22 protein-coding genes and 2 pseudogenes are annotated in these 20,994 nt (G+C 55.2%); 4 read left to right on the top strand and 20 right to left on the bottom strand.

The window, feature by feature from the left end:
- Positions 1-12: 12 nt before the first annotated feature.
- The 12 genes from AC06G8_RS06130 to AC06G8_RS06075 form a co-directional block, all read right to left on the bottom strand.
- Positions 13-438, bottom strand: coding sequence for a hypothetical protein (locus AC06G8_RS06130; protein ID WP_447664774.1), 426 nt, complete (start codon positions 436-438; stop codon positions 13-15).
- Positions 435-581: a hypothetical protein gene (locus AC06G8_RS06125; protein ID WP_447664775.1), complete on the bottom strand. Its 147-nt coding sequence runs from the start codon at positions 579-581 to the stop codon at positions 435-437. Before AC06G8_RS06125 ends, AC06G8_RS06130 begins: the two co-directional genes overlap by 4 nt.
- 43 nt (positions 582-624) lie before the next feature.
- Positions 625-774, bottom strand: a complete 150-nt coding sequence (locus AC06G8_RS06120) for a hypothetical protein (RefSeq protein ID WP_021877242.1) — start codon at positions 772-774, stop codon at positions 625-627.
- Positions 775-948: 174 nt separating this feature from the next.
- The gene (locus AC06G8_RS06115) at positions 949-1,686 is read right to left on the bottom strand and encodes a hypothetical protein (protein ID WP_480284737.1); all 738 of its coding nucleotides are present in this window, start codon (positions 1,684-1,686) and stop codon (positions 949-951) included.
- Positions 1,687-1,860: 174 nt separating this feature from the next.
- The gene (locus AC06G8_RS06110; RefSeq protein WP_480284736.1) at positions 1,861-2,799 is read right to left on the bottom strand and encodes a type II secretion system F family protein; all 939 of its coding nucleotides are present in this window, start codon (positions 2,797-2,799) and stop codon (positions 1,861-1,863) included.
- Entirely contained in the window at positions 2,796-4,289 is a 1,494-nt protein-coding gene (locus tag AC06G8_RS06105; RefSeq protein ID WP_480284735.1) for an ATPase, T2SS/T4P/T4SS family, read from the bottom strand. The genes AC06G8_RS06110 and AC06G8_RS06105 overlap by 4 nt, the downstream gene beginning before the upstream one ends.
- Positions 4,286-5,122, bottom strand: a complete 837-nt coding sequence (locus AC06G8_RS06100) for a CpaE/TadZ family protein (RefSeq protein WP_447664779.1) — start codon at positions 5,120-5,122, stop codon at positions 4,286-4,288. The genes AC06G8_RS06105 and AC06G8_RS06100 overlap by 4 nt, the downstream gene beginning before the upstream one ends.
- Complete coding sequence (locus AC06G8_RS06095; protein ID WP_447664780.1) at positions 5,119-5,847, bottom strand: SAF domain-containing protein; 729 nt, start codon at positions 5,845-5,847, stop codon at positions 5,119-5,121. Before AC06G8_RS06095 ends, AC06G8_RS06100 begins: the two co-directional genes overlap by 4 nt.
- Positions 5,848-6,072: 225 nt before the next feature.
- Positions 6,073-6,423: a type II toxin-antitoxin system PemK/MazF family toxin gene (locus AC06G8_RS06090; RefSeq protein ID WP_021877237.1), complete on the bottom strand. Its 351-nt coding sequence runs from the start codon at positions 6,421-6,423 to the stop codon at positions 6,073-6,075.
- A gap of 3 nt (positions 6,424-6,426) precedes the next feature.
- Positions 6,427-6,708 (bottom strand): CopG family ribbon-helix-helix protein, encoded by a 282-nt coding sequence (locus tag AC06G8_RS06085; protein WP_048745833.1) that lies wholly within the window; start codon positions 6,706-6,708, stop codon positions 6,427-6,429.
- Between the two features lie 191 nt (positions 6,709-6,899).
- The gene (gene alr, locus AC06G8_RS06080) at positions 6,900-8,105 is read right to left on the bottom strand and encodes an alanine racemase (RefSeq protein ID WP_480284734.1); all 1,206 of its coding nucleotides are present in this window, start codon (positions 8,103-8,105) and stop codon (positions 6,900-6,902) included.
- Positions 8,106-8,276: 171 nt separating this feature from the next.
- Positions 8,277-9,452, bottom strand: coding sequence for a LolA family protein (locus AC06G8_RS06075; RefSeq protein ID WP_447664782.1), 1,176 nt, complete (start codon positions 9,450-9,452; stop codon positions 8,277-8,279).
- 212 nt (positions 9,453-9,664) lie between these two features.
- Here AC06G8_RS06075 and AC06G8_RS06070 point away from each other — a divergent pair.
- Positions 9,665-10,201, top strand: a pseudogene (locus AC06G8_RS06070) (IS1595 family transposase); the annotation flags it as partial.
- Positions 10,202-10,255: 54 nt separating this feature from the next.
- On the opposite strand, the gene AC06G8_RS06065 reads toward AC06G8_RS06070, so the two are convergent.
- The gene (locus tag AC06G8_RS06065) at positions 10,256-10,696 is read right to left on the bottom strand and encodes a ferritin-like domain-containing protein (RefSeq protein ID WP_480284733.1); all 441 of its coding nucleotides are present in this window, start codon (positions 10,694-10,696) and stop codon (positions 10,256-10,258) included.
- Between the two features lie 568 nt (positions 10,697-11,264).
- Here AC06G8_RS06065 and AC06G8_RS06060 point away from each other — a divergent pair.
- From AC06G8_RS06060 to AC06G8_RS06050, 3 genes are all read left to right on the top strand, one after another.
- Entirely contained in the window at positions 11,265-12,626 is a 1,362-nt protein-coding gene (locus AC06G8_RS06060; RefSeq protein ID WP_480284732.1) for an ABC transporter substrate-binding protein, read from the top strand.
- Positions 12,627-12,737: 111 nt separating this feature from the next.
- Positions 12,738-13,595: a carbohydrate ABC transporter permease gene (locus AC06G8_RS06055; RefSeq protein ID WP_447664784.1), complete on the top strand. Its 858-nt coding sequence runs from the start codon at positions 12,738-12,740 to the stop codon at positions 13,593-13,595.
- 22 nt (positions 13,596-13,617) lie between these two features.
- Positions 13,618-14,496: a carbohydrate ABC transporter permease gene (locus AC06G8_RS06050; RefSeq protein ID WP_447664785.1), complete on the top strand. Its 879-nt coding sequence runs from the start codon at positions 13,618-13,620 to the stop codon at positions 14,494-14,496.
- A gap of 78 nt (positions 14,497-14,574) precedes the next feature.
- Here AC06G8_RS06050 and AC06G8_RS06045 read toward each other — a convergent pair whose 3' ends face one another.
- From AC06G8_RS06045 to AC06G8_RS06015, 7 genes and pseudogenes are all read right to left on the bottom strand, one after another.
- Positions 14,575-14,808 carry a type II toxin-antitoxin system antitoxin gene (locus AC06G8_RS06045; protein WP_447664786.1) on the bottom strand — a complete coding sequence of 78 codons (234 nt, stop codon included), beginning with the start codon at positions 14,806-14,808 and terminating at the stop codon, positions 14,575-14,577.
- Between the two features lie 9 nt (positions 14,809-14,817).
- Positions 14,818-15,687, bottom strand: a complete 870-nt coding sequence (locus tag AC06G8_RS06040) for an SPFH domain-containing protein (RefSeq protein WP_480284731.1) — start codon at positions 15,685-15,687, stop codon at positions 14,818-14,820.
- Positions 15,688-15,852: 165 nt separating this feature from the next.
- The gene (locus AC06G8_RS06035) at positions 15,853-16,377 is read right to left on the bottom strand and encodes a hypothetical protein (RefSeq protein WP_447664788.1); all 525 of its coding nucleotides are present in this window, start codon (positions 16,375-16,377) and stop codon (positions 15,853-15,855) included.
- A gap of 136 nt (positions 16,378-16,513) precedes the next feature.
- Positions 16,514-16,852, bottom strand: a complete 339-nt coding sequence (locus tag AC06G8_RS06030) for a hypothetical protein (protein ID WP_447664789.1) — start codon at positions 16,850-16,852, stop codon at positions 16,514-16,516.
- Between the two features lie 139 nt (positions 16,853-16,991).
- The gene (locus AC06G8_RS06025; protein ID WP_480284730.1) at positions 16,992-17,945 is read right to left on the bottom strand and encodes a magnesium transporter CorA family protein; all 954 of its coding nucleotides are present in this window, start codon (positions 17,943-17,945) and stop codon (positions 16,992-16,994) included.
- A gap of 129 nt (positions 17,946-18,074) precedes the next feature.
- Positions 18,075-19,412, bottom strand: a complete 1,338-nt coding sequence (locus tag AC06G8_RS06020; protein WP_447664791.1) for a TrkH family potassium uptake protein — start codon at positions 19,410-19,412, stop codon at positions 18,075-18,077.
- Positions 19,413-19,639: 227 nt separating this feature from the next.
- Positions 19,640-20,929 (bottom strand): annotated as a pseudogene (locus AC06G8_RS06015) (ATP-binding protein); the annotation flags it as partial.
- Positions 20,930-20,994: the final 65 nt, after the last annotated feature.

Genomic DNA, 20,994 nt, shown 5'->3' with positions numbered 1-20,994 from the left:
TAGGTTCAGGCATTATGGCACGTATTCGCTCATTTTAATGCCCGATGCGGACATCCTTTCCTCCGGATCAGGCACAGCAACCCCTATCAGGCTGTCGATCTGGAACAGCCTTTCGTAGGGATAGCTGATCGTAAGAAGCAGCCCCGTTCCTCTCAGCAAAGGTCTGGCCGAAGAAGTGGCGTCGCCTCCATCCGAAGCCGATATGCGATACCGGATCTGATCCCGCCTCATTCCAGCCTGCTCCAGCCTGCTGCGGGAGGCTTCGACCATGGCATCGTCGATATAGCCGCGGCTGCCGCTCGCCCCCGTCTCGAGAAGGAAATCCACTTCTTTCTGCAGGAGAGCTTCCCTGACGATGAAGACATGCTTGTAAAGCGGCGAAAACATCATCCAGCACAGCATTCCGGCAAACAGGACGAACACCAGAATCTGCTTCATGGATCGGTGCTCCGGATTTCCTCCGCCATCCGGCTGCCCATCGAGGCCAATCGGCCTTGGGACCCTTCCGCTCCGTCCACGACGGATAGATAAATGGCGATGACCGTTACCAATAAAAGCATGGATACGAGCAGTTCCTTCATGGATCCCCCTTGCTTTCAGCCAGTCGATTGGACACTTAGTATTTTAGGGCAACAGACTGCTGATTTGGCCGTTTGCAGCCGTTCCGTGATTCTGAATCTGTACCCGCGTACCGGTGCCGTTATCCGCGATAATGGAGTTGAACAGCAGCATGACGACAACCAGCATCATGACCGTGACTAAAATATTGCGCATCATCTCACCTCCTTGAATAGTATTTGCCATAACCCGGATCATGGATCAATGGAGTCAAGCGGGAGTCGATCTAGTGAGTTGCTTTAGCTGTCCAGTCGGATGAGCTGTCGAGTCGGATGAGCTGTCAAGTTGGATGAGCTGAATCAGGTACTTGTTCAGCTCAGAGTGGTTGCGCTAATTGAGCGAATTGAATAGAACTTGGCTCTCCCTCACCCATGGATAGATAAAGACCTGAAAGGTATAAAGAATCGGAATACCCGCGAGAACGAACAACATGTATGAGCTCGACTCCTTGCGGCTTTCCTTCAAAAGCTCCAGCTTGTCCTTATAATCGCGGATACGCTCCCTTAAGAGGACGTAATAAGCCTCATGATCATGCACCCGCAGCGATTCGATCGTCTCGGCGAAGCTCATTCCCTCCTCCGTCCCGATCCGTTGCTTGAACTGGCGGATGGATCCTTCGGCATCGTGATACCATTCGCCGAGCAGCCGCTGAAGGTCGCTCCGAATGGATCGTGTATAGGGCACGCATCTCATGAGTTTGGCGTGAATATGCAGGCTGGAGCCTTGCAGATACAGCAGCTGTACGCTGATGGCATGCACTTCCTGGATGACACGCCTCGATCGGGCTTTCTTCCAGGCACCGAGAATGGATTTGTCGGCATAGGCGCAGACAAATACAGCCGCGGATACAGCCATGATTGCTGCTTGAACGGGTCGCGCCGCTCCTAGTGCCATCCAGGCTCCAAATCCCGTCACCGCGAGCATGCAAGCCAGCATTGATATCCTCCGTACAAGCAGATAAAGCCCCGGATCGTATTCCAGACCGCATCCGGCCAGCAGCGCCGCCCTTGATTTATAATCGAGGCTGTCCTTAGAAAGCTTCCAAAATGCAAGCCGTTCATCCGTCACCCGAACATGCTTCCAAGGACGTTCGGGAAGATGGAGCCAGCGCTTGCGCCTCGCCGGAAGCAACCTCCCTAAGAAAATGATTGAAACCGCGATAAGCACGAACTGTCCCAAAGCAGATGCATAGAATATGGCAGTGGCCCAGCCTTCCATCATGATCATAAACACCTGTGTCCTTTACATTTTTTTGCGTGAGAGCCAAAGCCCCATCAAGAAAGACATGAATATAAGCAGCAGCGCATTCAGAAGCATGTCCCTGCCTGCGGCGTCCTGCAGATAATACCGGTAGGAATTGTCTGCGTTGTACCGGATATTGATTCCCATGAAGATGGCAAGAAAGAGGATCGGCGTAAAGTTCGCGATTCGAATCTCCAAAAGCTTATGGCGTTCCTGTTCTGCAATCCGCCTCGACTTGCGCATGTCTCCCACCAGTTCCCGCAGATTTTCGGATACTGAATTGCCTTCAATGAGGGCGATTCGGAGAATTTCGACCAGATAATCGCCCCACATATGACCGAGCGACGAAGCGAAGATCCGAAGGCTGGCTTCGTCATCCCCTCGGACGGACAGGTTGCGGTACAGCTGCTCGAAAACGGGCTGCATCGGTCCAAGAAGCCGCTGTTCCTCGACAACCCGCTGCAATGCCCTGCGGATCTGCCGTTCGCCCGTAATCATATAACATTGGTAAAAGAGTTCCACCGCCGGAAGGAAGTCCATTCTCGCCTGCATCTGGCGATGCAGCAGCAGGCTTCTAAGGAAAACGTAAGGGATCAGCCCTCCCATGGCTCCGGAAAGCAGACTTCCTTTGATGCTTAAAAACAGCAGCGCCCCTCCCGTTGATCCTGCAGATAAAAGAAAGAAGGATAAAAGCAAAAAGCCTTCGGGTTTGATTCTAGACTGCACCGATTCAAGCAAGAGAGAGAGATGACTGTACATACGCTCCTGCTTGGCCAACAAGGAAGCAAGCCTTGCCTTGAAGCTGCGGTCGCGGCGGTAGTGAAGTCTGGCAGCCGAATAATAGGCCCTCTCCCCGTGACGAAGCATCGTCATCACCAGGATGAAGAGGCATAGTCCGAGAAGCAGGGAGGCCGCTGCGGCAAGGACCCCTCCGGTCACAGCTGCAACGCCTTCATCGGAATCTCCGTCCTATATTCGCCAGCTTCAGCCTCGGAGACATCAAAACCGGCAGAAGACATCGAATAGCCTGCTTCGGCAAAGCGCCTGCAATCATCCGGATCAGGAGAAGCTGCCATATGCCATCTGCCTGATCCGCGTTCATACACGGCCCAGTCGAGCACGCTTGCTTGTCCACGATCCCAGCGTATCCGGCCTATTCTTACGATTCTTCGCTTGCCGTCCAAGACTTGCATCTGGATGCCGATCTGGGTCACATAACCTGCAATCCGCTTGGACAATCGTTCCGGATTCATGGCTCTTCCATCAAGCATGCACATGTCGCAGATCGTATCCGGTATATCTTCAAGACGGTTCGCATGAACGGTCGTCATGCTGCCCGAGTGCCCCCGGGTGCAGGCCCTTACGTAGATGTTCGCATCGTCATCCCGAATCTCGGCATGGATGATCCTATCGGGGGATTGTCTGAGCGCCAGCTTGAATGCTTGTCCGGAACGGTGGAGGGGATCATCCTCGTCCATTTCGTATTCCACCGCGTTCTTATTTGGAAAATCGCGGCTCAGCATCATCTCCAGCCGGCTTTCCAGCGTGACGAGACGCTCGTCGTCGGGCAGTTCCGCGATGAGAGCCTTAAGCAGATGGGTTTTGCCTGATCCCGTCGGTCCGATAATGATCAGATTGTACCGGCACTCAAGCGCGGCTCTCAGCATGGTTGCCATGGCGGCGTTCATCGTGCCGCACTCGGGAGAGATCAGCTCTTCCAGGCGAAAAGCCCTTGAAGCGTAAAAACGAAGCGTAAGCGTCGGCTGGGACGTGAATCCGAATCCCGTCATCGTAACGCGGGTGCCGTCCCGCATCATGACTTCGGCCCATCTTTTGCGGGGATTGATGCGGTCATTATTGTAGAGAACAAGATTTTGCTGGATCCGCTCCACCTCCTTCAATGACTGGAAGCGGCACGGAGATCGCGAGACCTGACCTTCCCGCATCACATAAATTCTTGTTCCTACGACCTGGATTTCTTCCAAGCCGGTCCGCTCCTGAAGGACAAGCTCCAGCGCCCCCAGCCCGATGACTTCTGCGAACAGCGCCTCCGCCAAGGAAGGGTACCCGCCAGCCGTTCCGGGCAGCTCGTGAATGCGAAGCCTCAACAGCCTGTCCGTGATGAGAGCCAGAATCTCCTTGCGCTCTCCCGAATAACCGAGAACGGCCCGATTCAGCTTCTCGCCGTATTCTCGCCGCTCTTCCTCCGTCAAGCCGCGCGGCGAAGCTAGATATGCCCTCATGTCATCGGCCGCTTTGGCAAAGTCGGATGGCTTCCGAGCCTGATCCTCGTCAGCTTCACCGACGTCTTTCATCATCATCCGGACGACCGGAACAGTTCCGGCTTGCTTCGGCAAGCTTTCGTTCGCGTCCTCGTTTTTGAGCTTCGCGGAATAGGCGGAGGGGGAGAATCTCTTCTCTCCGCTCATACTCCCAGCTCTCCCCGATGAGCGCGCAGCCGGCGATACCAAGGCTGCGATTCCACAGCCGGCCGCTGCCTCAGGCCATGCCGATTCACAAGCGTCTCTGCTGGACCGCTCATGACCTGGGTACCGGCAGCATCCTTCTTGAGCCAATGCCCGTATCGGCCATGGTCAAGGGAATCATAAAAGGCTTCGTTCGTTTGGAAACTTCCGATCAGCGGCAATCCTGTCTCTTTTCCGATTTCCTTCATCTTGTATCCTCCTGTTCTCCATGGAGAGTGAATGGGAAGCAGCTCATATCGGCTTGGATCGACTCCGAACAAAGGGGACACCTGGCGAATCCAGCGGCTGCAATCCTCCTGGAAATGCGAGAGCGCTCCGGTCGTGCACAATACCCGGGAATCGGCGCGCCGAGCCGCGCTGATTGTCGCGGCATTGTCCCAGTAGCAGCCGGCATCCGCCACGACCGCCGAGAAGGTCAGGGCAGCTGTCTCCAGCAAATGCTCTGCTTCCTCCGGCGTGAAATATTCGGCCTGGTCCCTGAGCAGATTGCCAAAGAGAGCATGCACGCCAGGCTCATCCGGGGATGGCCAGCAAGCTCGCCTCAGCATCCGCGGTGTCAGGGAGCGGGATTTCAGCTCGGGACGGATCGCATCCAGAGTATGCGCAGGAGCATCGCTCCCAAGGTAACGATGAATCTTGGCGCTCTTCAAGTTCAGGCATAGGAAGCCGACCTCTCCGCCGGTCTGCTCCGCGATTCGGCAGGCCGCCGCATACGCCGCCGCCGTCGTCCCGATGTTGGGCGTCGTCCCGATAAAGGCGATCAGAGGTGCCGTCATGGCCTGCCTCCCGCGGCAGCAGCCGCCACAGCATTGAGCGAGTCTGGGCTATAGGCCACGACGAGCTTGCTCTCTCCCGACTTGCAAAGCGAATCGATCCGGAGCCACTGCTCTTCCGTCAGATTCAGGTTGATGTCCTCGATCCTTCCGTTCGCATCCCGGCGGGAAGCATACATCTTCTCGCGGTCGCCAGCGGCAAGCGACAGCAGATTGGGATTGTCCATGTCGTCGATCTCCTGGTTTCCTCCGGTCTTCACCGAAGCGACGATGACGGGTTCCGGGAACAGCCTTTCCGACAGCTCAGCCGCTCCCGAGACATACAGCTGCACCCGATCGCCGGCGCGGATGCCGTTGGATACCGAAAGCACATAGCTTCGGGGCAGCTGGAAGGTGGATTCGTTCTTGGCCGGCATCAGCCGGTATCCATCCATCTTCCAGCTTCGAAGCGGCTCTCCTTCCCCAAGCGGAACGACGGCCTCCTTGCCTGCCGCCAAACCCATATCCGTCATCATGTCGGAATTGAACGCCATCTCCGGAATCGCCATGTAACGGAGATCTTCCGCCGATATCCTCTCCCCGGCCGCAATGAAGCGCTTGGGAGCGACGATCTGCACCGACTGCTGCCTCTCCAGCATCTTGGATTGGACTTGATAAAGACCGTATACAAGTACGGCTGATAGCGCAGCTGCCAGAAAAGCGGTGGATTTCTGATTTCTTTTGAACATGTCGCTCCCTTCTCTGCCCAGGAAAAACAAAAAACGCAAGCAGGAACCGGTGATCCGGTTCAACTGCTTGCGTTCTTCGCGAGCAAAACGATGCCATGCATCGTATACGGTTATGTTTGAGTCTATAGTATCAACAGAATAAATACCTGTCCAGCATTTTTTTCCATATTTGCCTCATCAGACACAGTCGCCAGGCAGAAAATGGCGGAACCGATTCCTGCCGGCTTAGAAGTCGATCAGACCAACGCTGATCTGCAGCGCGTCGTCGACATGTCTCATCATCTCGTCGTCGAGATGCGTGATCTTGTCTGTCAGACGCTGCTTGTCGATCGTGCGGATCTGCTCGAGCAGGATGACCGAATCGCGATCGAAGCCATGAGCCTTGGCATCGATCTCAACATGGGTAGGAAGCTTCGCCTTCTGGATCTGGGCCGTAATGGCCGCTACGATGACCGTCGGGCTGAAGCGGTTGCCGATATCGTTCTGAAGGACAAGCACCGGGCGCACGCCGCCTTGCTCGGAGCCTACGACGGGAGATAAGTCTGCAAAGAATACGTCGCCGCGTTTGACGATCAAGAGCTACACCCCGCTGACGAGGCGGCCCAGCGCACGGTCTGCGTCTTCCTCCGCGTGGAAAGCTTCCGAGGCCATGTTCAAGTTGATCTTAGCCATTTCCAGATAACCGCGCTGCATCAATTCACGGATCTGACGTTTTTTGCGCTCCACCAGGTAAAGTTTCATCGCCTGCCGGATGAACTCGCTGCGGTTGGAGTTCTCTTTGGCCACGATTCCGTCCACTTCTTCAAGGAGCTGGTCCGGGATACTGATCATGATTCGTTTGGTATTCTGCAGATTGGCCACCAACTCGCACCTCCAAAACTTGTCAAAGCCTATTACCATTATGTCTCCGTTGGTATCGAGCTATACTCAACCATACCTATGAAAGGGCACTTTTCGTTAGAACGGCAAGATCCTTCAATAGTCGTTAAAAGGCTATTCGCCGCATAGCGACGCGATTCCTGCTTGACTTCTTCAAAAAATGACAAGAAGCCTCACATCCCTCCGCCGAGAAGCGGATTCGACACTTCGACGACTGCACCGCCGCGCGTATAGATGCGCGGCACGCGCGCAGCCAGCATGCATGTAAGCTCGTAATTGATCGTGCCGAGCATGCCGGCCACTTCTTCGGCCGAGATCGTCTCCTTCCCTTGGGAACCGATGAGCACGACTTCCTCGCCCGGGCGCACCGCCGAACAATCCGCCTGATCTGCGGCTGCAAGCGCAATCATGCACTGATCCATGCAGATCGTGCCGACGACCGGTACTCTGCGCCCTCGCAGCAGCACTTCCGCCTTGCCGGTGAGCATCCGGCTGAAGCCGTCGGCATACCCGACCGGCAGCGTGCCGATGCGGGTATCCGTCGCGGCAACGAAGCGGGTGCCATAGCTCACTCCCCAGCCAGGGGGCACCGTCTTCACGTGCACGACTTCGGTCTTCAGGGACATGACCGGCCGCAGGCCGACACTTCCGACGTCCACTTCATCCGAAGGATAGAGGCCGTACATGCCGATGCCGAGACGGAGCATGTCGCCGCCCAGCTCCGGAGTATCCATGCCTGCCGCCGTATTCGCGCTGTGCAGGATCGGAATCGGAAGGCTGCGGCTGCGTACGTAATGCATGATCTCGGCAAACCGCTCGTATTGCAGCAGCGTGTAGCTCTTGTCTGCCTCATCCGCTTTGGCGAAGTGGGTGAACACGCCGTCGACCTGGAGCTGCGGGATCGCGAGCGCCTTCTCGATGAACCGTTCGGCCGCTCCGCTGCCGTCGGCGAGCGTCCCGAGCCTGCCCATTCCGGTATCCACTTTGATATGAACCTTAAGCCTGCGCCCTTCATCCTCGGGCAGCGATGCCGCCGCCTCTAATACATCCTCCCGGAACAGGGCGATCGATACATCATGCCGGCGCGCCGCCGGCAGTCCCTCCGGCGGAACGTATCCCAGCACGAGAATCGGCGCGGCAATGCCCGCTCTGCGGATCGAGAGAGCTTCGTCAAGAAAAGCCACACCCAGATAGTCAATTCCGCGAGCCTCGGCTTCGCGGGCGACCTGGATGAGGCCGTGTCCGTAGGCATTCGCCTTGACGGATGCCATCATCTTCATGCGTGCCGGCAGCGTGGAGCGGAAGGCTGCGATATTGTGAGCCAGGGCATCCAGGGAAATATGAGCTGCGGTCGGCCGATAAAATGCCGCTTCATCCATCGTATTTCAGTCCTTTTCTTTTGAACCCAGTGCCTCTAATGTTATACGCTGACCCCCGGACTGTCAATGAAACGGGGCCGATTCGGCACTGGCACCTGTTGCCAATCCAGCATCGGCAGGTAGGAAAAAGAGGCGCCGCCTAATGCCCGCGAACGCCTCTTGCACTTTGATTTATTTGCCCATTTCATCCACTACAGACTGTGCTACCGCAATCATTTGGTCCTGCGGAAGATCGCCGCTAGTCAAGCGGAATTCCTTGCCTCCGTAGGTCCAGGTGAGCGTCGTCTGGTCGCCTTCGTTAAGCTGGGCCCACGTATAGCCGAGGTCCACCATCCGTCCGGTGCCCATGGCCACCGCCGTATCTTCCGGCTGGGTTTCGATCAGCGTGTAATTGTAGGTGCCCGTGTAACGCTGGATGTATCCAGGCTCTCCGCCGAATACGATCTCGCTGGAATCCTTCAGCGCGATGCCGTCGCCGCCAAGATAGGAGGGCTCCATCGGCACGAAGCTCGTCGGATCGGCTGCGGCATCCTGCTGCCCGTCCTCATCCTGCGCTCCGGATGGATCCGCCGAGCCGGCGCCTTGCTGATCATCGCCTGCAGATACCGCTCCGCCTTTGCCTGCATCCCCGTCTTTGCCGGCCGGGTCGGCAGCCTTGCCGTCCGTCGCATCCGACTCCGGAACGGCAGTCGTTGGCTGCGAGCCCGCCGCAGGAGAGGATTGGAGATTCGTCTTCGTATCGAACACGCTTTTGTCCAGCTTTTCATTGAATTTGAAGGAATCGAACTTCACGTCGACCAGCACGGAAGCATTCGAATCGCTTACTTCGACCTGCTTCGGCGCATAGTCCGATTTATTCAGCCAGATTTTCTGCCGGGCGAGGGAAGCATTCTGATAATTAGCCATCACATCGAACACATAGCTGTCCTTTTCGGAGGCGAACTGGCGCGAGTTGTCGAGCAGGATGCTCTTCACCAGCGTCTGATACAGATAGACTTGACCTTGGTCTTCCGGCCAGTTGCTTTGGAAGCGGAATACCTTGTTCAAGCTCGGGGTCAGGACGAACACGCCCTCGTCGTTGCGAAGCACGATCTGCGTCAGGTCTTTCTTCTCGTTGGTAAGCGCGATCCGGTAATAGTTGGGCTTCTGGAACTTCACGTCCACCTTGTACTCCAGCGGCTGCGTGGCGGTATGGAGCGTCATCGTCCCCGTTCCTTGGTAAGTCTCGGTCTTGTCCTGCAGCTTGCCCAGCTCCTTCACCACGGAGCCGGCGTCCTTGCTGCCGCATCCGGCCAGCACCAGCGTAATGCAGGCAATCAAAGCCGCGATCCATGTGATGCGACGCATGTAATCATCCCCTCTGCACATTGGTTTTCCTAAGCTGATAACATGTCTATGAGGGGTCTTGGCCAATTATGCGGACGGGTTTCAGCTTGGCCGAGTTTTTGTCGGAAGCAAACCCGCAGAAGGCCTATAATTCAGTGATTCCTGCATGTGCAAGACTTTACCGGGCGGGGGGCCGCTTGATGCTGCTTGTGCCAATCAAATCCGCTTTAATGAAAGGTAAACGGAAAATAGCTGAACGCAAGTCCCTTAAGCGTGGCGGCAAATCTAAATACCGTGGAATCAGTAACGACCAAATATGTGTATTGGTTGCTCGAGACCGTCAGAAGATGACTTTCTCTGGCGTTCTTGGACGTGGACGTATTCGGACAGCTAAATTGGATGAGGCTATCGGCTGTCATTTAACTGAATTAAACGTACTTTGTACCGATTCATGGAGGGCATTTAGTTCCTATGCGAAAACGAAAGAATTAGCCCATTACCGCTTCAAGTCGGATGGGAAGCAACGTGTTAAAGGAATCTACCACATTCAGAATGTAAACAACTATCATAGTCGGTTGAAACGGTGGATTGACCGCTTTAATGGTGTAGCAACCAAGTATTTACAACATTACCTGGCTTGGTTCCGTTACTTAGACAGCAAGGAATATGAGAACACAACGTCGAATAAGAAAAATATGCTGGTCACCTCATGCCTGTTTACTGTAAATGAGACAAACACCAATCTTCGCAGAATATCATTTTCTTCCTAAACTAACTGGCAGTAATGTTGAAAGAGACACTTGAATCAGTGTCTCTTAAATGGTTTATGATGTTTTAGCTGTCATAAAGTACAAAAACCAAACAGCGTGATTTTGTTCATCAGCAGAAGCACGACGGAATTTCTCTTTGATGTATGCGTTATTAGTTTTTTCTGAAATATCAAGGTAAAAGTCCACGGTCTCTTGTTCATCTTTAAAGGCGGCTTTTAAACCAGCCTCATAATCTGTCGCACACTGTTCATTAAATTGTGGTGTTGGTTGTCTACCTGTTAAAGACATATAAATTTCTGAAAACACTCGATAGTGGCTTATCTCATCTTTTCGAATTTCAAGTATCTGTTTTTTTGCTTCCTCATTCGGTGCGAGTTTCGACAAATGTTCGTAACAAGCTATTGCTGTGTATTGACCGTTAATTGCTTTGGCGATATCGTTAACTAAACCAACATCTGCTGAAGAACGCACAAAATATTGATTACTGTAATACAAAATTAATTATCTCCCTTCATATACACGTTCGCCCATTATCTTATGGTTAAAGTGGAAACGAGGTACATTGTCCTACATTTTAATTAAGCTTATCTAAATTAACCCCCATTGAACTCCCCAGGAAAACGATAGTTAAAATAACCGCCTATTAAATAGGCGGTTTTCTTTTGGTCGAAAATCTCCATAGCTGAGCCGAACCGGGCTCTCCGCATGCTTGCCATGCGGGAATGCGCCCCGAGATCCGAGCTCCGGAGTAATAGAGACTCCAGAACTCCTGAACCCCCATGATCCCAGAAACTCCAGAGCGCAATCGCCGCCGCGCTTCAATCGGCAACGCGACTTGCGGCCCATTGATTTCATCCCATCTTCCCTTCCTCTGCAGCATCTGGAAATAAAAAGATGATTTTCCCCTATTGGCCATAAAATAATCCCCCATGCCCGTAGGAATATCCCCCTCCTTTAGAACCAATCTTGCCTTGGCGGGCTGGTGGAAACCTTCTAGACTTTACTTAAGCAGATCAACGATCTGTACGATAAGACTTAGCTAAACTAAGGGGGATCATCGTCTATGAAGAAGAAGTCCCAAGCTCTATGCGCCCTTTCCGTGGCGACTGTGCTGCTCCTGTCCGCATGCGGCGGCAACAACAACTCCGGGAATACCGGCGGAGACGCGAGTCCGGCACCAAGCCCGGCTGCGAGCGCCGCGCCGAGCCCGGAAGCGTCCAAGGCTCCGGAAGCCAAAGACGTCACGCTCCGCGTATTCTCCACCTTCGCCGGAACGGACGCAGCCAAGCCTGCTTTCCAGAAAGCGCTTGACGATTTCTCCGCCAAATTCCCTAATATCAAAATCACGAACGACGCGATGTCCGCGAACGACGACAGCTTCCGCACGAAGGTCAACACCGACATGTCCAGCGGCAACGAGCCGGACCTGCTCTTCTACTTCGTAGGCGCCGACGCCAAAGGCTTCGTCGATGCAGGCAAAGTCGTGCCGCTGAACGCCCTGCTCGACGAGGACGCGGACTGGAAAGCCGGCTTCAACTCTGCGGCTCTCGACGCCGTCAAGCAGCCGGACGGCAACATCTATGCCGCTCCGCTGACGGGCTACTACGAAGGCCTGTATGTCAACAAGGACATCTTCAAGAAATACAATCTGGAGCTTCCTACCGACTGGGATAAGTTCACGACGGCAATCAAAACGCTGAACGAGAACAAGGTCATCCCGCTCGCCGCTCCATACGATCAATCCCACTATCTGATCGAGCACTTCGTCCTCGGAGCCGCCGGCGGTCCAGGCCACAACTCCGGCATCCTGGACGCCATCAATCCGGATTGGGAGCTCGGTCTCTCCAAGCTGAACGAGATCGGCAAGCTGGGCGCCTTCCCTAAAGACGCCGCGACGATCGACCTGAACATGGCTGCCAAGTATTACTCCCAAGGCAAGGCAGCCATGGTCATCGAAGGCTCGTGGGCCCAGGGCGGCTTCTCCGACGAAGTCAAAGCAGCATCGACCGTTCTTCCTTTCCCAGCTATTCCAGGCGGCAAAGGCGACGGCAAATCCATCATCGGCGGCTTCGGCTCCGGCTTCTACCTGTCGAAGAGCACGTACGACAACGCGGACAAGAAGGATGCAGCTGTCCAACTGCTCAAGTACCTGACTTCGCCTGACACGATCAAAGCGATCGCGCAAGCCAACTCCGGAACTCCAGCCGCTGCCAACGTGCAAGTGGAAGGCCTGCCGCAGCTCGCGCTGGACGGCTTCAAAATGGCCAGCGAAGCTCCATCCATCAACGCTCCGATCGACTCCCAAGTCGCTCAGGAAACGTTCACGACGATCCGCCAGCATGTCCAAGGCATCGTGTCCGGCAAAGATACGGCGAAAGCAGCCCTGGAAGCCGCGCAGAAGATCGAAGTCGCGAACAAGAAGTAAGGCGTTCATATCCAGGCGATAGCCAACCCGACTCGCCGCCCGCTTGCTTGAAGGGCGGCGAGTTTCTTTAAAAGAATGAGGCTCGACGATAAACCGCAAAAAGGTGATTTGATGAAGGGCGATAAGAACTATATTTTGGCTTTCCTGCTGCCGGCTTTCCTGCTGCTCGGCACCTTTGTGTACTATCCGTTCCTGAAGAGCTTCTACCTCAGCTTCTACCGTACGAACGGCTTCTTCAACAAGAAATTCGTCGGCCTGGACAATTACGAGCGCCTGTTCTCCGATAACCTGCTCGGCGCCGCTACCTTGCATACGCTGGAAATCATGCTCTACGTCCTGCTCTTCCAGGTCGGGATCGCCCTTGTACTGGCCGTCATGGTCGACAGCATCTCCAAGGGCAAGCAGTTTTTCCGCACCGTGTTCTTCTTCCCGATCGTCATTTCCGGAGCCGCAATATCCCTGCTGTTCGTGCTGATCTACAACTATCAGTTCGGCCTGCTCAACGGCATCATTGCCAAGCTGGGCCTCGAGCCGATCCTGTGGATGAGCGAGACGGGCTCCTTGAAAGCTGTCGCGGTTCCGACCGTATGGCATTACGTCGGCTTTTACTTCGTGCTCTTCCTTACCGCCATGTCCAAAATTCCTTCCGATTTCTATGAAGCAGCCAAGCTGGAAGGAATCGGCGGCATCAAAAAAACAACCATGCTGACCATCCCGCTTATTTTGAGCGACATCAAGGTCGTCATGATCCTTGCCATCACCGGCACGCTCAAAATTTTCGACTTCGTCTTTATTTTGACCCGCGGCGGGAACGGGACGGAACTGCTCGGCACGTACATGTACAAGAAGGCCCTCGTGGACCAGAACTTCGGTTACGGTTCCACTATTGCGATCTACATCGTCATTTTCGGGGTCATCCTGTCCTTGATCACGAACCGTCTCCTCAAAAGAGAAGAAGTCACATATTAAGTTGCAATGGGGTGGAAAGTGAATGCAGCAAGTCAATCCTGCCAATACCGTACCTGTAACGAGAGGCCGCGACGGCAAGCGATTCCCGTTCGGGATGGCCTTCGTTTATCTCTGTCTTTCCCTATGGGCGCTCACGACGATCTATCCGCTCATCTGGATCATCAACAATTCGTTCAAGTCGTCCGACGAGGTCATGGACAATTCGTTCAAGCTGGCGATTCCTCCGGATAAGCTGAATTACACGAACGCTTTCGAGAGCATCAGCATCGGCCGGGCGTATGCCAACAGCTTGATCATGTCCGTTTCCGTCGTCCTGCTCGTCTTGATTGTCGCCGGGCTCGCGGCCTATATTCTAGCCCGCTTCAAGTTCCGCGGACGCAATCTCATCAACTCGCTGCTGGTCGCGACGCTGCTCATTCCGACCTTCGCTACCGTCGTGCCCGTATACGAGCTGCTGATCAAGTGGAAGGTGGTCAACACCTACTTCGGCCTCATCCTGCCTCAGACGGCAGGAAATCTGTCCTTCGCCATCCTCGTCATCGCAGGGTATCTGGCTACGATCCCGAAGGAGCTCGAGGAAGCCGCCTTCATCGACGGCTGCAACCGGTTCAACATGTTCACGAAAATCTTCCTGCCCGTAGGAAGGCCGGTCTTCGCTTCGACGAGCATCTTCGTCTTCCTGTGGTCCTACAATGACCTGTTCTCCGCCATCATCTTCGTCAACAAGGAGTCGGTGAGGCCGATCGTGGCGCTGCTCGCCCAGATCAGCTCCCAGTACGGCACCGACTTCGGCCTCATGGCTGCCGCAGTCGTGCTCACCGTCATTCCCGTTCTGATCGTGTACCTCTTCATTCAGAAGTACATTGAAAAAGGAATGACCGAAGGCGCGATCAAAGGCTGATTCCATCGCAAAAACAAATAACCTCGCGGTCTCGACCGCGAGGTTATTTCGTCTTCATGTCCTTCATAGGGCTTGCTGCTAGCTCGATCCGTCTTCCGCGGCCTCATCGTCCCCGGAAGGAGCGGACTTCGGTTGATCCTCCGCAGCCTGCGGAGGGAGGCCCTTGAGCCTGCCGTTCTTCTTCAGCGATTCGCGAAGCAGATATTCGATATGCGCGTTTACGCTGCGGAATTCGTCGCCGGCCCATTTCTCCACGGCCTGGTACAGCTCCAGGTCCAGGCGCAGCGGAAACGCCTTGCGTTCTTTGGCCATTAGGCGGCCTTAATTGTAGAGCGTACCGGTATTGATGACCGGCGTCGTTCCCCGTTCGGAGACGATGGCAACCATAAGATTGTTGATCATCGCCGCACGCCGTTCGTCATCCAGTACGATTCCGTGGTGCTTCAGCTGCTGCAGGGCCGACTCCACCATGCCGACAGCACCATCTACGATTTTTTGCCGGGCTGCTACGATGGCTTCCGCCTGCTGGCGCTGAAGCATCGCCCCGGCAATCTCGGCTGCGTAAGCGAGGTGGGAGAGACGGGTTTCCAGCACCTCCACGCCGGCAACGCTGAGGCGGTCCTGCAGCTCGGAGAGCAGCCTGCTGGAGATTTCGTCCGCATTGCCCCGGAGCGAGATGACGGAGTTGTCCTCGTACGTGTCATACGGATATTGCGCCGCGATATGGCGGATCGCCGTCTCGCTCTGGATTTCCACGAACGTCTCGTAATCGTCGACGTCGAATGCCGCTCTGGCCGTATCCGTCACCTTGAACACGACCACCGCGGCGATCTCGACCGGGTTGCCGGATGCATCGTTAACCTTGAGCTTCTGGCTGTTGAAGTTCCTGACTTTGAGCGACATCCTGGATTTGACCGTGAACGGAACGACGATCCACAGCCCGCTATCCGACACCGTTCCTTTGTAACGTCCGAAAAACGTGATGATCTTCGCCTGATTCGGCTGAACGACCGTAAGCGAGCTGAACGCCACGAGCACCAGCAGCAGCAGGACGACGCCCAGCACATTCATGCCCGTCGATCCATCCTCGGCATTGCCCGACACAAAGCACCAGATTGCTGCCGCAAGCGCTGCGATAGCAGCCAGCGTCGCCAGGAAACCGTTCGCATGCCAAGCCTGATGTTCCTTCATCCCCATCACACTCCATATCAACTTGATATAATTATGATATCACTTTTTCTTTAAAATGGAAATAAAAAAATCCTTCCATATCGGAAGGATTTTTATCGCACCAGCGGAAGGATTTTTATCGCACCAGCGAAGGGATCTGATGCTGCTTCCATCGCCCCTCTTTCATCAAGAGGGCTGTGTACCGTCCGTCTGATGAGCCGGATCCTTCGGCGCAGGAGACTTCAGCTTGCCCTGCTCATGCAGGCTTTTCAGCTCGTCGCGAAGCTGCTCCTCGGACTTGCCCTCGACTTTGATGCCTTGCTTGGCGGCGAATTCCTTCATTCTCGCGAAGCGCTTTTCTTTCATGCTCGCTTTGAAGGCCATCCATTTCTCCGGCTGCTTTTCCTTGGCGGCATGAACTTCCTGGCGAAGCTGATCCTCCGTCTTGCCGTCGGCCTTGATGCCGAAATAAGCGGCGGCTTCCTTCAGCATGGCGAGCTTCCGGGCTTCACGATATCGGTCATGATGCGGATGGCCCTTCGGATTCCGCAGATCTCCTTGATGGTTGTAGCGATCCGGAGCGCCCATATCCTGCGATGCATGCGGAGATGCCTGCGGAACTGCCGGAGATGCCTGCGGCGCGGCGTAAGCGGCGGCTGGCAGGGCAAGGGCGGCAAGCAGCAAGGCGGCCGCTGTCCATGTTGATCTCATCGATGCTGTCATCCTTTCGGTCTTGTATTCCTTCCTTTCGTATACTCCCCTATTATTGTTTAATTATTCCAACCTTTCGAGAAATCAAAAAAGCGTCCCCGGAGGGACGCCAGCTGCTGTATGAAAAGGAATGGACTTATACGGACTGGCTTTGGAGCAGTTCGCTGAACTGCTGCTCCGTCAGATCGTCATCCAGCACTTCCGTCACGGGAATTTCCGGACAATCCGCTTTCGTGAACGACTTGCCTTTGAGATAATAACCGCTCTTCCTCGCAATGGAGTAGAAGCTGCACAGCTGATCCGCAATCTTGACCGCTTCTTCTTCCGAAGTGGAGCTGGCCAGATTGTTGCCGAAGCTGAGCGGATTTTTGGAGCTCTGAATATTGACACGGTACGGAGCAACAGAGTCCGACTCTTCATGCTTGACCAGAATCTCGATGTCGGAGCAAGTATTACGATATTTGATGGTCATCATCAACACCGCCTGTTAAGACCTCGTTCGAGGTAGATTCGGTCAGTGCATTCCAGCGCTGCCGTACTAGCTATTACACGGCTCAGGCATCTGTTAAACAGCGTGCCCAAGCCTCCCCGCAAACATTTGCAGCCGCATGCCTTCACAGCCGCTCCCGGCGGTTGTCCTCCCGGAGAAGGTCCCCCATCCAGCCTTTCGTCCTCATCCAGAAATATACGCCGACCGTCGCCACCAGAATGACGGCAAGCCCGAATACGTATCCGAGCTTCCACTTCAGCTCCGGCATCTGCTCGAAATTCATCCCCCAGATCGCGCCGATCGCCATCATGGGCGTGCAAAGAATCGTGAACACGGTGAGCGTCTTCATGATTTCGTTGCCGCGGTAGTTCGAGATATTGTCCTCGAGCAGAAGCAGCGACTCCACCTCCTGCCGGTACTCTTCCTGCAGCATGATCATTCTCTCCAGACGCGAGTTGAACGCCTGGTGGATGAGGCTTTCCTTCATCTCCTCGGGAAACGCCTCTTCAAGAGCGAACCGGATTTCGCGGACCGGCCTCGTCAGTCCGGTCCAGTGGAGCAGGCCGTATCGGAGCTCCAGAATGCGGTGGAACATGTATCCGCCATTGCGGTCACGGATATTCTCCTCCATCTCGCGCAGCTTCTGCTCGAACTTGTCCATCCCGTCGAAGAACGGCTCCATGATGCCGGCGAGCAGCTTGATGAATCCGTCCAGAGCCGTCTCCGACTGCTCGATTTCCGCAAAAAAATGAGCCGCTCCTTCGCAGCCGTCGATAATATCCTCTTCTTGAAAGCCGATCGTATACAGATTGCGATGCCCCAAGTAGAAATGCATCGTGCAATTGCTTCCCTGATCGTCATCCGCTTTTCCAACGACGAGCGTCCCGAACACCGCATTGCGTTTCCCTTGAAAGGAAACCGCCGCAAGATGGTTCACATCCCGATCCTTGCTCCTGTCGATCCATTTCCGCACAGCCTCGTCCTGCCGCCACATCTGCACAGCTTGCCCGCTGTCGTCGCTCTGATGCCACGTCCAGCCCTCGCCTGCCGCTTCCGAGCGCTCCTCCTCGTTCCCCATCCTGATCCCACTCCTGACTAGCTGCATCTTGACCTGACTACCCTATCTTTACCCTGCCCGACCGTTCCAGGAATCAGTTGAAGGGATGGCAATGATTGAAAAAAAACCCCGCAAGCGGGGCTTCGACTCTCAGCCGATAATGATCCGGCCTTCCGGATATCGGAACGGTTCTTTTTTGGATTTGGAGCGGACCGCGAACGCCAAGGTAAGCAGCCCGAGCCTACCGGCAAACATCAGGAAGATGATCACTCCCTTGCCGACAGCGGTCAGGTCCAAGGTAGCTCCGAGGCTGAACCCGACAGTGCCGAACGCCGACACGGCCTCGAAGAGAAGAACGAGGAAGGAAGAATCCTCTACGGTCGTCAGGATCATCGTGGAGGCGACGATAATGATGACCCCCATGAGCGTGACCGTGATGGCCCGATACAGCTCCTTGGCTGCAATCCGGTACCGGAAGATAACCGCATCCTCGCGGCCGCGCAAGATCGCGTGGATGCCGGCAAGCAACACGACGAAGGTGGTCAGCTTGATCCCTCCCCCTGTAGAGCCCGGCGCGGCTCCGATGAACATGAGGATGATCATCAGAAGCTGGGTCGCCTGACGCAGCTCCTCGATCGGCACCGTGTTGATTCCTGCCGAGCGCAAGCTGAACGATTGGAAGAAGCTGGCCCAGATCTTGCCGTTCAGCCCCAGATGACCGAAGCTCCTTGTATTCGTAAATTCAAAGATGAAGAAAAGAATGGCGCCGCCCAATGTGAGGACGACAGAAGCCCATAACACGACCTTGCTGTGCAGGGATATTTTGCGCTTCTCGGGAAATCGGATCAGATCCGCCATGACAATGAAGCCGATGCTGCCGAAGAAGATAAGCGTCATCGTAATCAGGTTGATGGCGGGATCGCTGACGAACTGGCTCCAGCCCCCGATAATTTCAAAGCCGGCATTGTTGAACACGGATACGGCATGGAATACGCCGAAGTAGGCCGCTTTGGACAGCGGCATGGACTCCATCCAGATGAGCGTGTACAGCAGCGCTCCGATACCTTCGATAGCGGCGGAGAACAAAAAGATCCTGATTACGAGCTGAACGATTCCGCTCATTTCCGTCTGATTGAGGGACTCCTTGAGCACGAGACGGTCACGGAGCGATATTTTGCGGCCGAACGCCAGGGCGAACCAGGTAGCGGCCGTCATGAAGCCCGTCCCTCCTAGCTGGAACAGCACGAGCAGCACGATTTGTCCGAACAAAGAGTATTCGGTGCCTGTGTTCATAATGGTGAGTCCCGTCACGCATGTAGCCGAAGTCGCCGTGAACAGCGCATCCAGAACAGGGATCCGCACCCCGTCAGCCGAAGCGGCAGGGGTAGCGAGAAGAATCGTGCCAAGCACGATCAGGGAGAGGAATCCGCCCGCAAGCACCCTCGGAGGGGTCAGGTAGGTAGAGCGGATATAACGATTGGACAGCACGGCTCGAAGCCCCTTTCCGCTTCATTTCTAAAAGCGTGGTGAAAAATAGATGACCTGCGGTCGGAACGGGTCTCCAATCGCTATTGTCGTTCTGATTTCAGACGACAAAGGCGAACGCTGACGCTTTTCCGACTCCATTCCGACCCTCCGGTCACTTTTTCACCACGTTTCCAATACTCGCTCCTTCGCAAGCCTTCCCGGCCAGGGCATGCAAAAAGCAGCCCACATCAATGCGTGGACTGCCTGCCCATGGTCCAGTCAAAACCCAAATACCGGCCGATCATCGCTTCAAGCATTTCCAGCCGGATCGGCTTGCTGATATAATCGGTCATTCCGGCTTCCAGGCAGCGCTGCCTGTCTCCCGGCAGCACGTTGGCCGTCATCGCGACGATGACCGGCTGCTTGCCGGCACGCGCATCCCCGTTGATCAGCCTTGTTGCCTCAAGTCCGTCCATGACCGGCATTTTCATATCCATGAAGATCATATCATAGAATCGGTTTTTTGCCATCGCCACAGCCGCTTCCCCGTTCTCCGCCACATCCGCTTCGATGCCGAGCCGGTCGAGCAGCTTGAGGATCAGCTTCTGGTTCACGTCGTTGTCCTCGGCGACGAGAACCCGGGAACGCTCGCTCAGCGGCTGCACGCCGCGATCTCCAGTGCCGAGCGAGAACGGCAGGACGTTGGCCTTCAAGACAAGCTGGCTGTCGACGCCCGTCTCGCTGGCCGCCGTAGTCTCGGTATAGGTCTGGCTCAGCATGGCGGAGAAAGAAAAGGAATCCGAATGCGGAGGGGTTTCCCATGGACGGGAGCCGGGCAGCGGATTGTCGTCGGCTTGATCTTCCTCCAGAGCCGGACAACATTCCTCCATTTGCTTGAGACGGACGGTAAAGGTGAAGCTGGTTCCTTTGGGCTCATTGGCGCAGGCTTCGATCGTTCCACCCATCAGCTCCACCAGGTTTTTGCAGATGGCTAACCCCAGTCCGGTTCCTCCGTACTTGCGGGTCATGGAGGAATCCAGCTGGGAGAACGGCTGGAACAGGAGGGGGAGCTTATCCTCCGAAATGCCTACCCCGGTATCGCTCACTCTGAACTGGACAACGATGCCCTCTTCTTGGCGGTCGGCAGCATCGAGCGGCTTCTCGGCAAGGCGGACGTCGAGATCAATATGCCCTTCATGCGTGAATTTGATCGCATTGCTGATCAGGTTCATCAGAATCTGGCGCAGCTTGGTGACGTCTCCGTACAGATACTCCGGCAAATCCGGGGATATCGAACAAAGAATATCGAGGTTGCTCTCGCGCGACTTGGCGATGAACAGATCCAGCGATTCGTCCACGCAGCTCTTCAGATCGAAAGGAACCATTTCGAGTTCCAGCTTGCCGGCTTCGATCTTGGCGTAGTCCAGAATGTCGTTGATGACACTGAGCAGGCTGTCGCCGCTCTTCAGGATGATTTCGGCGAAATCCTTCTGCTCCTCGTTCATCTCCGTCTCCATGAGAAGATTGGTCATGCCGAGAATTCCGTTCATAGGCGTGCGGATCTCGTGGCTGACCATGGCCAGGAACTCCGTTTTGGCTCTGT

The organism is Paenibacillus sp. SJS-P3, assembly GCF_056711585.1.
Note: the sequence above shows the minus strand (reverse complement) of the source record. Positions and strands in the feature narration are given on the sequence as shown.

Bases quoted from the DNA above. Each gene is read 5' to 3' on its own strand.
- AC06G8_RS06060 (WP_480284732.1), top strand. From the start codon at position 11,265: ATGAAGAAGAAGTCCCAAGCTCTATGCGCCCTTTCCGTGGCGACTGTG.
- AC06G8_RS06120 (WP_021877242.1), bottom strand. From the start codon at position 774: ATGCGCAATATTTTAGTCACGGTCATGATGCTGGTTGTCGTCATGCTG.
- AC06G8_RS06100 (WP_447664779.1), bottom strand. From the start codon at position 5,122: ATGACGGCACCTCTGATCGCCTTTATCGGGACGACGCCCAACATCGGG.
- AC06G8_RS06125 (WP_447664775.1), bottom strand. From the start codon at position 581: ATGAAGGAACTGCTCGTATCCATGCTTTTATTGGTAACGGTCATCGCC.
- AC06G8_RS06050 (WP_447664785.1), top strand. From the start codon at position 13,618: ATGCAGCAAGTCAATCCTGCCAATACCGTACCTGTAACGAGAGGCCGC.
- AC06G8_RS06030 (WP_447664789.1), bottom strand. From the start codon at position 16,852: ATGATGACCATCAAATATCGTAATACTTGCTCCGACATCGAGATTCTG.
- alr (WP_480284734.1), bottom strand. From the start codon at position 8,105: ATGGATGAAGCGGCATTTTATCGGCCGACCGCAGCTCATATTTCCCTG.
- AC06G8_RS06045 (WP_447664786.1), bottom strand. From the start codon at position 14,808: ATGGCCAAAGAACGCAAGGCGTTTCCGCTGCGCCTGGACCTGGAGCTG.
- AC06G8_RS06105 (WP_480284735.1), bottom strand. From the start codon at position 4,289: ATGAGCGGAGAGAAGAGATTCTCCCCCTCCGCCTATTCCGCGAAGCTC.
- AC06G8_RS06055 (WP_447664784.1), top strand. From the start codon at position 12,738: ATGAAGGGCGATAAGAACTATATTTTGGCTTTCCTGCTGCCGGCTTTC.
- AC06G8_RS06095 (WP_447664780.1), bottom strand. From the start codon at position 5,847: ATGTTCAAAAGAAATCAGAAATCCACCGCTTTTCTGGCAGCTGCGCTA.
- AC06G8_RS06130 (WP_447664774.1), bottom strand. From the start codon at position 438: ATGAAGCAGATTCTGGTGTTCGTCCTGTTTGCCGGAATGCTGTGCTGG.
- AC06G8_RS06025 (WP_480284730.1), bottom strand. From the start codon at position 17,945: ATGGGGAACGAGGAGGAGCGCTCGGAAGCGGCAGGCGAGGGCTGGACG.
- AC06G8_RS06075 (WP_447664782.1), bottom strand. From the start codon at position 9,452: ATGCGTCGCATCACATGGATCGCGGCTTTGATTGCCTGCATTACGCTG.
- AC06G8_RS06035 (WP_447664788.1), bottom strand. From the start codon at position 16,377: ATGAGATCAACATGGACAGCGGCCGCCTTGCTGCTTGCCGCCCTTGCC.
- AC06G8_RS06040 (WP_480284731.1), bottom strand. From the start codon at position 15,687: ATGAAGGAACATCAGGCTTGGCATGCGAACGGTTTCCTGGCGACGCTG.